Origin of the sequence: Cellvibrio mixtus subsp. mixtus J3-8 (assembly GCF_000766945.1) — a bacterium.
In the GTDB taxonomy this organism is placed as follows: domain Bacteria; phylum Pseudomonadota; class Gammaproteobacteria; order Pseudomonadales; family Cellvibrionaceae; genus Cellvibrio; species Cellvibrio mixtus_A.
In genome coordinates, this window is record NZ_KN266208.1 from 257,606 (window position 1) to 274,535 (window position 16,930).

At 48.9% G+C, this 16,930-nt stretch carries 15 protein-coding genes; 7 read left to right on the forward strand and 8 right to left on the reverse strand.

Features of this window, described 5'->3' with window-relative positions; genetic code table 11:
- Positions 1-76: 76 nt before the first annotated feature.
- Complete coding sequence (locus A596_RS11680) at positions 77-955, forward strand: DnaJ domain-containing protein (RefSeq protein WP_039914906.1); 879 nt, start codon at positions 77-79, stop codon at positions 953-955.
- Positions 956-975: 20 nt separating this feature from the next.
- Here A596_RS11680 and A596_RS11685 read toward each other — a convergent pair whose 3' ends face one another.
- From A596_RS11685 to A596_RS11715, 7 genes are all read right to left on the reverse strand, one after another.
- Positions 976-1,200 (reverse strand): YbdD/YjiX family protein, encoded by a 225-nt coding sequence (locus A596_RS11685; protein ID WP_039914908.1) that lies wholly within the window; start codon positions 1,198-1,200, stop codon positions 976-978.
- Position 1,201: 1 nt separating this feature from the next.
- Entirely contained in the window at positions 1,202-3,259 is a 2,058-nt protein-coding gene (locus tag A596_RS11690) for a carbon starvation CstA family protein (protein ID WP_039914909.1), read from the reverse strand.
- A gap of 52 nt (positions 3,260-3,311) precedes the next feature.
- The gene (locus A596_RS11695; RefSeq protein WP_039914911.1) at positions 3,312-4,769 is read right to left on the reverse strand and encodes an amino acid permease; all 1,458 of its coding nucleotides are present in this window, start codon (positions 4,767-4,769) and stop codon (positions 3,312-3,314) included.
- Between the two features lie 461 nt (positions 4,770-5,230).
- The gene (locus tag A596_RS11700) at positions 5,231-5,743 is read right to left on the reverse strand and encodes a GNAT family N-acetyltransferase (RefSeq protein WP_039914912.1); all 513 of its coding nucleotides are present in this window, start codon (positions 5,741-5,743) and stop codon (positions 5,231-5,233) included.
- A 129-nt stretch (positions 5,744-5,872) separates the two neighbouring features.
- Positions 5,873-6,907, reverse strand: a complete 1,035-nt coding sequence (gene lipA, locus A596_RS11705) for a lipoyl synthase (protein ID WP_052417451.1) — start codon at positions 6,905-6,907, stop codon at positions 5,873-5,875.
- Positions 6,908-6,922: 15 nt separating this feature from the next.
- Entirely contained in the window at positions 6,923-7,504 is a 582-nt protein-coding gene (lipB, locus tag A596_RS11710) for a lipoyl(octanoyl) transferase LipB (RefSeq protein WP_412130250.1), read from the reverse strand.
- A gap of 67 nt (positions 7,505-7,571) precedes the next feature.
- Positions 7,572-7,844, reverse strand: a complete 273-nt coding sequence (locus tag A596_RS11715; RefSeq protein WP_039914920.1) for a YbeD family protein — start codon at positions 7,842-7,844, stop codon at positions 7,572-7,574.
- A 222-nt stretch (positions 7,845-8,066) separates the two neighbouring features.
- Between A596_RS11715 and A596_RS11720 the strand changes: the two genes are divergently transcribed.
- The 6 genes from A596_RS11720 to A596_RS11745 all read left to right on the forward strand — a co-directional run bounded on the left by A596_RS11720 (position 8,067) and on the right by A596_RS11745 (position 15,410).
- On the forward strand, positions 8,067-8,744 hold the full coding sequence (locus A596_RS11720; RefSeq protein ID WP_039914921.1) for an RDD family protein: 678 nt from the start codon (positions 8,067-8,069) through the stop codon (positions 8,742-8,744).
- 16 nt (positions 8,745-8,760) lie between these two features.
- Positions 8,761-9,765, forward strand: coding sequence for a stage II sporulation protein M (locus A596_RS11725; RefSeq protein ID WP_039914922.1), 1,005 nt, complete (start codon positions 8,761-8,763; stop codon positions 9,763-9,765).
- Complete coding sequence (locus A596_RS11730) at positions 9,762-11,411, forward strand: DUF4129 domain-containing protein (protein ID WP_039914923.1); 1,650 nt, start codon at positions 9,762-9,764, stop codon at positions 11,409-11,411. Before A596_RS11725 ends, A596_RS11730 begins: the two co-directional genes overlap by 4 nt.
- Positions 11,408-12,883: a DUF4350 domain-containing protein gene (locus tag A596_RS11735; RefSeq protein WP_039914924.1), complete on the forward strand. Its 1,476-nt coding sequence runs from the start codon at positions 11,408-11,410 to the stop codon at positions 12,881-12,883. The genes A596_RS11730 and A596_RS11735 overlap by 4 nt, the downstream gene beginning before the upstream one ends.
- Positions 12,880-13,902 carry an AAA family ATPase gene (locus A596_RS11740; protein WP_039914925.1) on the forward strand — a complete coding sequence of 341 codons (1,023 nt, stop codon included), beginning with the start codon at positions 12,880-12,882 and terminating at the stop codon, positions 13,900-13,902. The genes A596_RS11735 and A596_RS11740 overlap by 4 nt, the downstream gene beginning before the upstream one ends.
- Positions 13,903-14,054: 152 nt before the next feature.
- Positions 14,055-15,410 (forward strand): DUF58 domain-containing protein, encoded by a 1,356-nt coding sequence (locus tag A596_RS11745; protein ID WP_039914926.1) that lies wholly within the window; start codon positions 14,055-14,057, stop codon positions 15,408-15,410.
- A 177-nt stretch (positions 15,411-15,587) separates the two neighbouring features.
- On the opposite strand, the gene A596_RS11750 is transcribed toward A596_RS11745, so the two are convergent.
- A complete protein-coding gene (locus tag A596_RS11750; RefSeq protein WP_039914928.1) occupies positions 15,588-16,916 on the reverse strand; it encodes a DUF1552 domain-containing protein in 1,329 nt (442 codons plus the stop codon).
- Between the last annotated feature and the right edge of the window lie 14 nt (positions 16,917-16,930).

The following is a 16,930-nucleotide window of genomic DNA, read 5'->3' on the forward strand; positions in this document are numbered from 1 at the left end:
TGCGCCGTTTCAGGGCATTGGCGTTCTCAACATAGAATATTGTTAGTTTGCAGCATGAAAAAGGAAGATGAATTTTATGTCAAACCAGATTCAGACCCTGCGCGAATCTTTTTTCAATACAGTCTTCAGTTTATTGGGGCATATCGCCAATTGCGATGGTTATATTAATCGCAATGAAATAAAACGAATTGAAGTGTATATGGAAAAAATGGATTTATCGGAAAAATGCAAACGCGAGGCACAGCATCTATTCAAAGAAGGCACCAGCCCTGCTTTTAATATTTCCGCAGTACTGAAAGAGTTTAGTAAAAAAACCACACCGAATCTTACACAGATATTACTGGTCTATCTAATCACCATGGCAAGAACAGATGGTGTGTTGGTGGATAAGGAAATGCAGGTCGTTCATAAAGTTGCAAAAGAATTGGGCTACACCAGCATCGTTTTTGATCATTTGTTGAAAATGATTTCTGCACAAGATGAGTTTGCGTCAGCGGCGCAAAAACGCGCAAACCAGCAATCTGAATTCACCCAATCGGCATCCTATCAATCGAAAGCAAGTGCTTATAGAAACTATGAAGCCCCCAAACATGAAACTTCCGGGAATGGAAAACCCGGAAGCGATGCATCAGGTAGTGGAGCAGCAAAAGATGGCTCCAAAAATGAACAGGCTAAAAGCAGTAACAATACCCACAAAAATAATTTTTATAGCCAGGCAAAATATCGCAACCCTGCGCTGGAAGATGCCTATCAAGCCTTGGGGGTTAACTCTTCCATGACGGAGCAGGAGATACGCAGGGCTTATCAAAAGTTGGTTAGCCAGTTTCATCCGGATAAACTAACGGGGCAAGGAATGCCGCCTGATTTCATCAACGCGGCAACGGAGCGTTTCAAAAAAATCCAGGCGGCTTATGAATTTTTGAAAAAGTATCGTTCTATTTACAGTGCAGCGTAATTTTTGTTACATGTTGATAATCAACAAGGGCAACGCGATATTTTTCCACTTTTGGCAGGATAACGCGCATTCTGGCAGTAGCGGAAATATTCCTGCTCAGTCATCGGCACAAGCTCTGGATGATGGCTTTCCATATGTGCCTTATACGCTGAGTAATCTCCTACCCCCACCATCATGCGCGCTGTTTGTGCGGTGCGCTGGAAAATCACGGGCAAGCGCCGTAACGACTGGGATATTTTTTTCATATTAATTTACCGCACTCGCTGCATCTGCTTGTGGTGAAGCCGGGTTTTGAATTTTGCTTGCCTGAATAATTGCGCGAATTGCAAAACCCAGAATTACCAATACCACAGAAATAAAAATGCCCGCCATTACCGCATCTACATAATCGTTAAATACCACTTTTTCCATTTGTTCCATGGTTTTGGTCGGCGCCAGTATTTTGCCTTGTGCAATTGCATCGGAAAATTTTTGTGCGTGGGACAAGAACCCGATAGCAGGATCAGGTGAAAATAATTTTTGCCATCCCGCCGTTAAGGTTACGATTAAAATCCACACTGCTGGAATAATAGTGATCCATGCAAATTGTTTTTTCTGCATGCGAAATAAAATCACAGTCGCCAACATCAACGCCATGCCCGCGAGCATTTGGTTGGCAATACCGAACAGCGCCCACAAGCTATTGATGCCGCCAAATGGATCTGTCACACCCGCGTATAAAAACCAGCCCCAGCCTGCCGCGGCAATGCCGGTGGCAACGATATTTGCAGCCCAGGATTCAGTGTTACCCAATGCCGGAGAAATATTGCCGAGCAAATCCTGGATCAGGAAACGGCATACACGGGTACCCGCATCAAGCGTGGTTAAAATAAATAATGCTTCGAACAAAATTGCGAAGTGATACCAGAATGCCATGAATGCGGAACCGCCGATAAAATCGGAAAGGATTTTCGCCATACCCACGGCAAATGTTGGAGCACCGCCGGTGCGCGATAAAATAGAGGCCTCACCAACATCATTCGCCATTTGTGTGAGAGCTTCCGGTGTTACTACAAATCCCCACGTGGAAATAGTATGTGCCGCTTGTTCTACCGTGGTGCCAATGACAGCAGCAGAGCTGTTGAGTGCAAAATAAATTCCCGGATCAAGCACCGCCGCCGCAACCAACGCCATGATGGCGACAAAGGACTCCATCAACATAGCGCCGTAACCAATCGGAATAATATGCGATTCCTGCGCGATCATTTTTGGTGTGGTGCCCGACGCAACCAATGCGTGAAAACCACTCACTGCACCGCAGGCAATAGTGATAAATAAAAACGGAAAAAGTGAGCCGGCAAACACCGGGCCAGTGCCATCAATAAAGGGAGTAATCGCTGGCATTTTTAATGGCGGGGCGACAATTAAAATACCAATCGCCAATAACACGATGGTGCCGATTTTTAAAAAGGTGGAAAGATAATCGCGCGGCGCTAACAACAACCACACCGGCAAAGCCGCCGCGATAAAACCGTAAATAATTAATCCCAGTGCAAGGGTTTCAGCATCAAGCGAAAATACTTTGCCCCAGTACGGATGTTGCGCAACTTCGCTACCGTAGGCTAATGCGGCCATCAGCAGCACAAAACCGATCAGTGAAATTTCCAGCACGCGGCCAGGGCGAAACCAGCGCGAATAAATTCCCATAAATATCGCGATGGGAACCGTCGCTAATAATGTGAACACGCCCCAGGGGCTGGCGACTAATGCTTTCACCACAACCATGCCCAATACGGCGAGCAGAATTACAATAATTGCCAGTATGCCGACCATCCCGACAAAGCCGGCAAAATTGCCCATTTCCATGCGCATCATTTCGCCGAGCGAACGGCCGTCGCGCCGGGTGGATGCAAATAAAATCATCGCATCCTGAACAGCGCCGGCAAAAATAACACCGAATAAAATCCACAAGGTGCCCGGCAAGTAACCCATCTGCGCAGCGAGAATTGGCCCCACCAATGGACCGGCACCGGCAATAGCGGCGAAGTGATGGCCAAATAAAACCCATTTGTGTGTGGGCACATAATCCAGGCCATCATTGCGCTGCTGTGCGGGAGTCGGGCGGCTATCGCTCAACTCCATCACCCGCACACCGATATAGCGCGCGTAAAAACGATAAGCAATGACGTAAACCGAAAGCGATGCAACCACCAACCAAAGCGCATTCACCGATTCACCGCGCTGTAATGCCAACACTGCAAACGCACTAACACCGGCAATAGTGACACTGCCCCAGAGTAAAAAATCACGAACCAGTTTTTTCATTTTTTATCGTACTTGTAACAGTTAAAGAGCGAACGATGATGACATCACAGGATTAAAGCGGTGTGGGGCGGCGCGCACTGTAAACGAAATACACCACAATACCTATCGCCATCCACACCCCGAGGCGAATCCAGGTATCCAATGGCAACCCCAACATCAAACCGAATGCGGACAACGCACCCGCAGGTGCAATAAACCAGATCAGTGGTGTACGGAAAGGGCGATGCATATCGGGACGGGTTTTGCGCAATGCCAACACACCGAGGCATACAATCACAAACGCAAACAGAGTGCCGATACTCACTAATTCACCTACCAATCCCATTGGCATTAAACCGGCAAGCAACGCCACTAAAACACCGGTAATCAAAGTGGTTTTAAACGGTGTGCGAAAACGTTGATGCACATCGGAAAACATTGTGGGCAACATGCCGTCGCGCGACATCGAATAAAAAATTCGCGCCTGGGCTAATAGCAACACCAACACAACCGTTGTTAAACCGGCAATCGCGCCGAGCTTGACGAGTGGCGCTAACCAGTTCATGCCGAGCGTATCAATAGCGATGGCAATGGGATCGGGAACATTGAGTTTGTCGTAGGGAACCAAACCGGTAAGAACGTAGGCAACCAACGCGTAAAGCACTGAACAAATCAGCAGCGAACCGATAATCCCGCGCGGCATATCGCGCTGTGGATTTTTAGCCTCTTGCGCCGCGCAAGACACAGCATCAAAACCAATGTAGGCAAAAAACACTACACCGGCACCGGTCAGTACACCGCCCCAACCGAAATTTCCGAAGCTGTCTTCCGGTGGAACAAAACTGCCTTCAGGGTTGGCGGCGGTTATCCAGTTGGCGTGATCGACGGCACTCCAGCCTAATGCGATAAACAATAAAACCACAGCCAATTTCACGGCAACGATAACAGCATTTACCTGCGCCGACTCGCGCGTACCTATTGCCAACAGCCAGGAAGTGACCAACACAATCAACACTGCGGGTAAATTCACGATATTGCCAGTTGAGATCCATTCGCCCGTCGCGGCATTAAATGACCAGGGCCCCTGGGTTAATACAGCAGGAATATAAATACCAAGGTTTTTAAGGAAGGAAACAACATAACCGGACCAGCCAATCGCCACTGTTGTGGCCCCTAACGCATATTCCAGGATCAAGTCCCAACCGATAATCCACGCGATAAATTGGCCGAGTGATGCATACGCGTAAGTGTAAGCCGAGCCGGCAACAGGAACAGAAGACGCCAATTCGGCATAACACAAACCGGCGAACACACACACAATCGCGCCGGCGATAAAGGATAAAACCACTGCTGGTCCCGCATTATTTGCGGCGGCATGGCCACTCAACACAAAAATACCCGCACCGATAATACAACCTATGCCCAGGGCAATCAGGTTCCAGACGCCGAGGCTGCGCTTCAAGCCACGTTCATTCCCATCAACTTCAGCTCGTAACAGCTCTACCGATTTGCACGCCCACATTTTATTCATAGATTGCCTCGACAAGGTGTCGTTGATACTTTTCATTGATAGAAACAGAAAGAATTCACATCCGTTGTTGTCATGCAAAAAGCTTGCTGGTGTTTTTAGCGTGTACCTACGGGCGCAACATCATTCATGCACTGGCAAAAATGCGTCGAACTTTTTATAACGGAACAGCGTATAACGGATCAGCAAACGGATAACTGCACTGGTTAAGTGCAAAAATGAATTCCCACTGTTATTCAAAAAGTACTTATTTTTATTGCTCAAGCTACAACTAATCAGCTTCCAAACGAATCGCCCGCTGCGCTATTTATTACCGAATGTATATCGGATTATTGATGCGACACGCGGGATGTAGATCGGCGAGGATTATAAGCAAGCTTCAAAACCACAACAACAAGGCGAGTCATTGCGGCAGGAAGTCGTGAAAGAAGAGTGTATTTTTCGAATAGCAACTGTTGGAAAAGTTACAGATCTACCCGCATGACGTTCACCTGGCGACCGCCAAGGCGTGTGCGGCGAATAATTTCCCAGCCGCGTTTTTGATAGTAATCCGTGTAATCAGTAGCGGATAACCAGAGTTCGGTTAATCCCAAATCACGGACATAGTGTTTTGCTGCATCGATTAATGCCGAGCCAATACCTTGCCGGCGATATTGTTCAGGTACATATAAGTTGCTCAACCACACCGGTGTTTCAGTGGACACTTTGGGCATGCGCTCGCTGCTGCGGTAGGTGTAATTAACAAGGCTGACGCAACCGACCAATTCATCGCGCTGCAAGATAATCAGGGTTTTTGGTAGCAGCTGTTCTTTAACATGCAGGACCAACCGCTGCTGGCGCAATGCGAGAGTCGATTTAAGCCCCTGGCGCTCACATTCTTTATGATGCCAATAGGCAACTTGCGCAAAAAAATCGGGGCGATTTTCCAACAGGGCGATTTGTAATTCGGGGGACTTTCTTACCGCAGGTGATTTCACATTAGCAACTTAATTTGTAAAAGAGGGATTGGCTTTACTCTAGCCCAGAATCCTGAACCGGTTTTCATCACCAGAATGTAAAAACTCCCGGCCAGCGGGAGTTTTTTGGTACCGCTACAACGAAAAAGGTCAGGCTTTTTTGGCTTCGCCGAACCACTTTACATCTTCGCCATGGGCTTGCTTATCGGCGTGGTACGACGACCTTACCAATGGACCGCACGCAGCGTGTTTAAATCCCATTTCTTCAGCAAGTTTTGTGTATTCCGCAAACTCATCGGGATGAACATAGCGTGCAACCGGGATGTGATCTTTGGACGGCTGCAAATATTGGCCAATGGTGAGCATGTCGATATCGTGCTCACGCATATGCTTCATCACTTCGATAATTTCTTCTTTGGTTTCGCCAAGGCCAACCATCAAACCGGATTTGGTCAATACATCCGGACGACGCGCCTTATATTGCTTGAGCAATTCGAGCGACCAGTTGTAGTTCGCGCCGGGGCGCGCCTGGCGATATAAACGCGAAACGGTTTCCATATTGTGGTTGAACACATCAGGCGCTTCTTTTTCGAGGATATCCAACGCAATTTCCATACGGCCACGGAAGTCCGGCACCAATACTTCTACTTGCAAGTTCGGGCTGTGGGCGCGGGCTTCGCGGATGCAATCGGCAAAATGCTGGGCTCCGCCATCGCGCAGGTCATCGCGGTCAACCGAGGTAATCACCACATATTTCAAGCGCATTTCCGCGATGGCTTCGGCGAGCTGGCGCGGCTCGTTCACATCCAGCGGATTGGGCTTGCCATGGCCCACATCGCAGAAGGGGCAGCGACGGGTACAGATATCGCCCATGATCATAAAAGTTGCGGTACCGCCACTAAAACATTCCCCCAGATTCGGGCAATTGGCTTCTTCACACACGGATGAAAGCTTGTTTTTGCGCAGGATGGTTTTGATGCGCTCGACTTCCGGAGAAGCGGGAATTCGGACGCGAATCCAGTCGGGTTTACGCGGGATATCCTCACGGTCACTGGCAATCACTTTTACCGGAATACGCTCAACCTTATCGGCATCGCGCAATTTCTCGCCCTGTTTATGGCGTTCGGTGCGTTTGACCGGTTGAAGTTCAGGGACGAAGGTGGCTACGGGAGGAAGATCTGACATAAGAATCTCGTGACGTTAATCTACGGCGCGCATTGTACAGGTTTCGTAACCCAATTTCCCCGCCAATTCGGTAACAAGTTGCTGTTGCACCTGCACCAACGCGGGACATTCGGGAATAAGGTCGCGCATCCGGGTCATCGCCAGGCCCTGATAACCACAGGGATTGATGCGCAGGAAGGGCGCCAGATCCATGTCCACATTCAAGGCCAGCCCGTGGAAACTGCATCCGCGGCGAACACGCAGGCCGAGCGAGGCGATCTTGTTGCCATTGACGTAAACACCGGGCGCATCAGGCCTGGCGGCAGACTCGATCCCGTAATGGGCCAATGTGGCTACAATCGTTTGCTCCAGCGCGGTAACCAGATCGCGCACACCGATTTTCAAGCGGCGCAAATCCAGCAATGGATAAGCCACCAGTTGGCCGGGGCCATGGTAAGTCACCTGGCCGCCGCGATCAGTCTGTACTACCGGAATATCACCGGGGAACAGCAGATGCTCCGCCTTGCCGGCTTGCCCCTGGGTAAATACCGGGGGATGCTCCACCAGCCAGAGCTGGTCGATGGTATCGGGCGTGCGTTGGCTGGTGAAATCGCTCATCGCCTGCCAGATACTGGCGTAATCGCGCTGGCCGAGGTTGATAACCTCCAGGGTCAGACCGCTCAAATCACATCACCATCTTGATGCTGCGATTGAGGCGCAGATCATTATGGATAGCCGTGAGCTGCTCGACACCGGTCGCCGTAATCCAGACCGTCACCGAGTTAAAGCTGCCCTTGCTACTTTCCTTAACCGTAATCCGGGTTTGGTCAAACCCCGGTGCATGGCGCTCCATAATCTCCACCACATAGCTATGCAGCTCAGGGCCGGCATCGCCGAGTATCTTGATAGGGTAGTTTTCACAGGGGAATTCAATTTTGGGGGGTTCTTGCTGGGCCATATCGATAAACCTGAATGCGAGGGGACGAATTATAACGCCTAGATGGGGGCAAAATCGCCATGCACAAGGCAAAAAGCCTGGCGCCTGGCTATTCAGCAAATGCCATATCCGCTATTCTCGCCCCTTCATTTGGGAACACCAACAATAATTTACACGACATTAATCCCACGGCGAGAGCGCTGCTTTGGTAGCGATAGCCCCACTCCAGGCAAGGAAAAGGTTTTGTTACTCGATACCCGTCAATCATTGGAAACTCCCGAAGGTGCCCTGCTTCCGCTAACTCCGGCGGGCTTCGGCGTGCGCGCACTGGCGCAGATACTGGATATCCTCATTCGCTTCGGCATTACCACGGTTATCTTTATTGTCTTGTCCCTGCTTGGTCGCATGGGTATCGGGCTCGCACTAATCCTCACATTCCTGCTCGAATGGTTTTATCCGGTGTTTTTTGAAATCGCCCGCAATGGCCGCACCCCCGGTAAAAAATGGATGGGGATTCGGGTAGTCAATGACGATGGCACACCTATAACCTTCGGCCCATCACTATTGCGCAATTTATTGCGCGTGGTTGACTTTCTACCCATGGCCTACCTCACCGGTATAGTTGCCAGCCTGTGCAATCGCCAGTTCAAACGCCTGGGCGATTTAGCGGCGGGCAGCATGGTGATTTACGACGCTCCGCCCCTGGCCGAGCCGAGCTTTGCAGTGCGCGGCCAATTGCCAGTGCCCGCGGGTTTTTCTACCGATGAGCAGCGCGCATTACTCGCATTTGCCGAGCGCAGTAACTATTTATCCGCCGAGCGCCAAAGTGAACTGGCGACCATTCTCCAACCCGTGATCCACGCCAAAGATCCGGTGATCGCGATTAAGCAAATGGCCAACACTATGGTTGGCAAGCAGTAAGAGCCAAATAAAAACAATGAAACAAGGACAATTCGAACAACTCTACCAACCGCTGTGGCAAGTGCTGGAAATGCAAATTGTCGAGCTGGAAAAATCCGGGGGCCAATTAACCGGTGATGAACTGGCAAGTTTTGCCAGCCGCTATCGCCGCCTGTGCCATTTCCACGCACTTGCGCGTGATCGCCATTATTCGAGCCATCTGGTCGATAAACTCGGTGATTTGGTCGTGCGTGGCCATCAGCAACTTTATCGCCGCAAGCAGCCATTTTTTCAGCAATTCATCAGTTTTATTGTGGCGGGATTTCCACGTTTGGTGCGCGAACAACACGCTTACATCTGGTGGGCAACCGCATTATTGTACGTGCCGGGATTATTAATTTATGTCACCATTTTGTGGCAACCGGATCTGGTTTACACCGTCACCTCGCCCGACCAGGTAAGCAGCTTTGAAGAAATGTATGACCCCGCCAATCGCACCCTGGGGGCAGCGCGGGAGTCCGATACCAATGTGCAAATGTTTGGTTACTACATCAGTAACAATATTGGAGTAAGTTTTCGCACCTTTGCATCCGGTATTTTATTTGGTGTTGGTTCGATTTTCTTTTTAGTGTTTAACGGCTTATTGATGGGTGCCGTTGCCGGCCACTTAACCAACGCGCAATTTACCGAAACATTTTTTTCATTTGTTGTAGGCCACGGCAGTTTTGAATTAACGGCGATTTGCATTTCCGGCGCGGCAGGCTTGAAACTCGGTTATGCGTTGCTTGCGCCCGGAAATGTCACGCGCGTTGAATCACTCAAGCGCGCCAGTGCGATAGCGATCAAGCTGGTGTACGGCGTGATCATTATGCTGGTCATCGCCGCATTTATCGAAGCATTCTGGTCTTCCAATAATATTCTGATGCCCTGGCAAAAATATTTGGTGGGCGGTTTTTTATGGGCGCTGGTCATTGGCTATCTGGTATTTAGCGGGCGGCAATTACGTGGCGAAACAGCTAGCGTCGAACGAGGTCCAGTATGAATCTGGATCAAGTCACGTTAGAAATTCGCCCGCGCAGTGCCTGGGAAGCAGTTGATTTAGGTTTATTGATGGCACGCCGCTGGTGGCTGCCAATGACCAAAGTCTGGTTGATCGCCAGTTTGCCACTATTAATAATCGCACTGGTGATTCCCACCGATAAATGGTGGATTAGTGCATTGCTAATCTGGTGGTTAAAACCCCTCTATGAACGCCCGCTGCTGCACATCCTGAGTCATGCCGTATTTAATGATTTGCCAGATACCCGCAGCACATTAAAAGCATTTCCATCATTTGCATTCAAACAATTATTGTTAAGCCTCACCTGGCGGCGCCTGAGCCCGACGCGCAGCATGGATTTAGCGGTATTGCAACTGGAAGGATTAAGCGGCGCGCGCCGGCAAGACCGTTTAGGGGTATTACACCGCGAAGATTCATCGCCTGCCGGCTGGATTAGTTTTTTTGGATTAATGATGGAGTTTTTTTTGTGGATTGGCATGATCTCATTAATCTGGTCATTTATTCCGCGCGAACTCAATATCGAATGGGCGGGATTATTTTTTAGCAATGAATCCACACAATTAATTGAGCTGCAAATTATCCTTTGGTACTGCGCGCTCGTTTTGACTGCACCGTTTTATGTCGCATGCGGTTTTTCACTTTATTTGAATCGTCGCGTAAAACTGGAAGCATGGGATATTGATATCGCATTCCGCCGCATCGTTAATAAACGCAACACTGCGCCGTCATCCAATGCCCTGGCAATTATATTCAGCATGTTGCTTGGATTACTGATTACCAGCACCGCCGATACTGCTTACGCGGATGCGACACAAACCACAGCGCCAACGTCAGAACATTTACCTGGAATGGAAACAGATTCTGATAGCGACAGCGGCGCAATAATCGTAGACAAACCGCTCGGTGATTATATCGAACTGAATCGCGACACAGCACAGCGTGCTATTAAAGACGTCATGCAGCAAAGTGAATTCAGCCGCAAGGAAAAAATCAGCGCGATCAAATGGGATACAGAAGAGAAAAAAGAACCCTCCGTATTTTGGAAAAAATTCTTTGATTTCCTGCGTAACTTCGAGGGGTTTATCGCCGCAGCCAGTGTATTGGAAATATTGTTGTGGTTGATTGTTATCGCACTGGTAGCGTTTGTATTCTATCGCTATCGCCACTGGTTAGCCGCGCAATTTGTACGCATAAAACCAACTCAGGTATTACGCGAGAAACCGGTCACGCTCTTTGGCATGGATATCACCCGCGAATCACTGCCGCACGATATTAGCCAGAGTGCGATGGATTTAATGCGCGCGGGTGACAGCCGTGCAGCACTCGCATTATTGTATCGCGCCAGTTTATTCCAGCTGATTCACAGCGGTGTAGAAATTCAGGATGGCCATACCGAAGGCGAATGCGTGCAGTTAATGCGCGAACACTTTTCCCCATCCGGAAATACCCACAAAACTCCGCACAATGCGGACGCCCGCATAGACTACTTTGCGTTACTTACTCGCATTTGGCAGCAATTGGCCTACGGCCACCAGAATCCGGACACGCAAGTAGCAGAGCAACTTTGCAAACAGTGGAACCTGTGCTGGTTAAACAAAACTGCTAACGCTCAAGGTGGTGCACAATGACCGTATCACCGGACAAAAAAGCAGGATCTAACGGCAACGAGTCAAGCAATAGAAAAATTGCATTCATTGTTGCATTGCTACTCGCCATTATTGGCGGGCTCGGCTATTGGTGGTACACCACCCTGGTATGGGAAGAAAAGGAAATTGATCTGGGCTATTCCAAAGAAGCCTTGCAAAATAATTTTCTTGCGGCCGAAATTTTCCTGCGTAAACACGGCATACAAGCCACTACGGTAAAAAATCTCAGTCTGCTGGACAACCACCGCTGGCGTAATATTGAGTTGGGCCGCAACGATACCATCGTATTAATTAATGCTAACAAAACCCTCGACGAAACCCGCTACGACACTTTGTACGAATGGGTTGAGAACGGAGGAACCTTAATTACCTCCACACAAAATCCTTTTATCGGCACGCACACCAACGAAGAGGATTTATTACTGCGCGACTTCGGTATCACACCGGCAGACGATGAAACCAAACGCGTTAAAGATTTACTGGACACCATCGCAGACGGGCTCGAAGACGATGAAGCACAGGATGATAACGCATCAGCTCCCGATAAAACTGCCAATGAAAAAGAAACACAAGGGGTATCGTCAGAGCCATTAGATGATAAAGACACCAGCAGCATCACTAAAAAGAAAAAAACCGATAAGCCGGAAAATTATTATCGCTGTAGCATGGACGAGCATCCGACAGAAATTGATTTTGCCGATGAAGCCAAACCCCTACGTTTTGATTTTAGCCATGAAGAAGCATTTACCTATCGCGACAATGATAGTGTTAATGAAGACGATACTGATGACGAAGTCATTGAAGAAAACGCCGACGAGCATAACAGCGAAAATGATAAAGACATCGAAACAGCGAACAAAATATCCACCAATGGCCAGAAGGAGCACCTGCTCTTTTTTGAAATCGGCGATGGCTCAATCACCATCACTAGCGATAACTTTATCTGGTCTAACCGCCGTATTGATTGCCACGATCACGCCTACGCGCTCTGGAGCATTGTGAACCCCGATGGTCGCGTCTGGTTTTTAGTGAACCAGGATGCACCATCACTCGCTGCAATTATTTGGGAGCACGCAAAATATGCAGTGCTTGCCGGCGTGCTCGCTGTAGTATGTTGGCTATGGGCGAGCAGCGTTCGTTTCGGGCCAATATTTGTTGCACCGCAACAAGGTCGCCGCAGCCTTGCTGAACATATTTATGCCAGTGCCATGTTGCTCTGGCGCAAACAGCAGCACCCGCAATTGCTCACCTTGTTGCGCGCAGAAATTCAGGAGCGACTTGCACAACAAATGCTGCCGCCAGACCACATACAACAGCAAATTGAATTTTTAACATCCCTCACCGGTTTAACACAGGCCGAGATCCAACACGCGCTATTTACAAACAATCTCGCCCATCCGCAAGAATTCACCCGGGCCATCGCGCATTTGCAAATTATCAGGAAATATTTATGAATGACTCCGTAAACAACCAGAATACGACTGACGCAGGCAAAAACCTGGAAGAAAGTTTGCAAAGCCGCTTGCAACAAGCGAGTACCGTCGCCAATAACCTGCTCAATGAAATCAGGAAAATCCTTATTGGTCAGGATGCGATTATCGAGCAAGTACTGATTGCATTAATTGCGCGCGGCCACGTATTGATAGAAGGTGTTCCAGGTCTCGGTAAAACATTATTGGTCCGCAGCCTCGCCAAATGTTTTGGCGGACAATTTTCGCGCGTGCAATTCACGCCCGATTTAATGCCCAGCGATGTGACCGGCCACGCGATGTTTAATATGGCCAAGCAGGAATTTGAAATTCGTCGCGGCCCCGCATTTACCAATTTATTACTCGCCGACGAAATTAACCGCGCGCCCGCCAAAACCCAGGCTGCATTATTGGAAGTAATGCAGGAAGGGCAAATTACTATTGAAGGGGAGTCCTTCAAAACCGGCGAACCTTTTATGGTGCTGGCAACACAAAACCCGATTGAACAGGAAGGAACTTATCCGCTACCGGAAGCGGAGCTTGATCGTTTTATGCTGAAAGTCATTATTGATTACCCAAGTGAAAACGATGAACAAATTATGTTGCGCCAGGTAAGCTCGCAAACACAAGGCGGATTTGGTTTGGAACATATCCGCACCTTACTAAAACCGGCACATGTATTAAGCCTGCAAAAAATTGCCGAGCAAATTACCGTTGATGAACAAATCCTCCACTACGTTATAAAACTGGTGCGCGCTACGCGCAGTTGGTCGGGCATTTCGCGCGGCGCCGGCCCACGTGCCTCTATCGCCTTGCTGGCAGCAGCGCGCGCCTACGCATTAATCAATAACAATTCATTTGTTACACCGGATGATGTGAAAAAAATGTTTATCCCGGCATTGCGCCATCGCATTTTGCTATCACCGGAATTGGCGATTGAAGGTGTGGCAGCAGAACGCATTTTGAATAATATTTTGCTGCAAGTGGAAGCACCAAGACATTGATATTTGACTCCGTGTCGGAAGGCGCCTTCGGCTTTTCCAACCTACAACGCCAAGAACCATTGCCTGTAGGTTAGAACGGGCCGCGCAGGTGAGCGTAGCGACTTCCGACACATCCTCTGAGCGCAAGCCCCGAAAATCGCCTGGAAAGTTTTATGCGTAGACAATGGATACCGGCCACTCGTTGTGCAATATTTTTTGCGTTGCTGGGTGTCGCTATATTGGTCAATAAATTTAGCGCTCATTATTTTACTGTGAGCATTCCGGAATTTTTGCTGGAAGCGCTTTTTGCCGGCGCGTTGATCGTTGTACTACTGGATTTTTTGCTCTCGCGCCGATTACCCCCTGTTGAAATTACGCGTGACTTACCAGGCAACCTTGCGGTGGATAAATGGACGCAGGTTAAATTACACATTCGCCATCACTTCACCCATGCCACACAGGTGCGTGTTTTTGACGGCGTGCCCGCCAGCAGTGATTACCAACACTTGCCACTTACGCTGGAATTAAAACCTAACCAAATCAGCAAAAGTGAATACCAGCTACGCCCACTGGAACGCGGCTCGCTGCTTATCAATAAAAGCCATATTGAATTCAGTAGCCCGTTGGGCTTATGGAATATTCGTTATTGGGCTGGCACCCCATCGGCATCCAGAGTTTATCCGGATTTTGTAGCCATCGCCAACTACGCCATTCTCGCCACTGAAAACCACACCAGCCAAATGGGCATCCGCAAAAAACAACGGCGTGGCGAAGGCATGGAATTTCATCAACTGCGTGAATTTCGCCAGGGCGATAGTCTGCGCCAGCTCGATTGGAAAGCGACATCGCGCCGCCAGAAATTAATTGCACGCGATTACCAGGATGAGCGTGACCAGCAAATTGTCCTGATGATCGACAGCGGCCGCCGCATGCGTGCGAAAGATGATGAGCTCAGCCATTTTGATCACGCACTCAATGCAATGTTATTGGTGAGTTACATCGCCTTGCGTCAGGGCGATAATGTCAGCTTGATGAGTTTCGGTAATGACGGTAGTAATAACAACAGCAAACATCGCTGGATTCCCCCACAAAAAGGCACTGAGCGCGTAAAGGTTTTGCTTAACGGTATCTACGATTTACAAGCAAGCCAGGCAACCGCGGATTACATAACCGCCGCCGAAAAATTAGCCGTATTACAACCCAAACGCTCACTCATTATTTTAGTCACCAACTCACGCGATGAAGACAACAGCGAATTATTACTCGCCGCCAAACTATTAAAGAAACGCCATCTGGTAATGATCGCCAATATCCGCGAACAAATCCTGGATGACCTCAATGAATTACCTGTAAGCACTTTCGACGATGCATTAAATTACGCCGGCGTCCGCCGCTTTTTACACGAGCGCAGCGAATCCCATAAAAAATTAACTGCCGCCGGAATTTATGCGGTGGATTGCACGGCGAATCAATTAGCCGTGCGCGTTGCGAATGCATATTTAGAGATTAAGAGTGCGGGGGTTTTGTAGGTTGGCGGTGAGGAACGAACCCCAACATTGGTAATTCCAATATAACACCAGCTTTGTGCGCAAAAAAACCGAAAAAAGCACATGCATTTTTACCGTTGGGACTTTAAATATATAGGCATGTTGGGGTTCGTTCCTCACCGCCAACCTACATGAAGCGAACTTACCAACATTTTCTATTTAACGTAAAAACCCCGCAATTCCTCCCGAACTATTTCCATACCTACCCCAATTCAACCCAAATGCTTTAGAGATATCCAGATACAAATTCGACATCCCCGCATTATTCGCATCAATCGCATTACCAACACGAACTGCATTGCCTGCACCGCCTGCAACATAAATGCCCGGATTTTCCTGTTGATGATTGCCACCGCCGACTTCGGACATTACTAAAATTAATGTGTTATCCAAGAGCGTGCCGCCGTAGGTCAGATCAGGGCGTCCGGCGAGTTCGTCCATTAGATACGCGACCATAATGTTGTACCAACGGGTTTGTGCATCGAATAATGATGATTCGTTGTGTGAGCTGACGTGGCTGCGGGTTTCGTTGTAATCCAGTTTTGCACCGGAACCATATTCACCCATGTAGGGGCGAATGGCGGGGAAATTAATTTTCAACGATTCATCTTGCGCGCCCATAAATTGGAAGCTAGCCGTGCGCGTGATATTTGCCTGGAAGGCCATGGCGATGTTGCGCATTTGTGCTTTTGCAATTGCATCGGCGTCAGCGTCAATTCCAGTCATGCCGATAGTCGGGCGGGAAAAATTTGACCCACCAATATCCAGTGTGCCAGCTAACGTATTTTGATAATAATTCAGCGCTTCTTCGTGGGTTAATAATTTTCCCTGTTGTTTAACGCTGAGGGTATTGGCTTGCAATAAATCCAGATTTTCATGCAGGGTTTCCAGGACTTTTTTGCGCCGCGCCGCGTCGGGATCAGGTGTGCCACTACTGCTGCCAACCACATCGGCAAGCAGCGCGTCGTACACCTGTTGCGGGTTATCCGATACCTGGATTTTGTTGCGATTCTTGTCGGTAAAAGGCATGTACTCGGTGCCCTTTGCTTTACTCGACCAAACACCCACGTGCATATTTTTAGTCAAGCGCCCACCGAGCGCCTCGCCTATGGCAACATCAAATGTGGTGGCATATTCCTGCCCGCCAGAAAATACCGCGCGGCACGCTTCCGGGTGACCCGAGCTGCCACCGTGGCCGTTGTAGGTGAGGTTTTTTATCGGCACAAGCCTGGTGAGATGCGCATTTAAATGTTGTAGCGGGCTCGTGGCAAAACTATTGCTGCCCAATGCACCTGCATTGTAAGAATGCCATTTATCGCGCACGCAACCGTTCGGGTAATACACCATAACAAAACGTTTGGCGCCTGCCGTTTGCGCAAACACATTCACGGATAACATAAATTGGCTGGTGAATGCAGTGGTCAAACCCAACCTGGCAATACTGCGCAGGAAATCGCGACGCTGCATTTTATTTTTTAATACATTCATCTTAATGCCCTCCT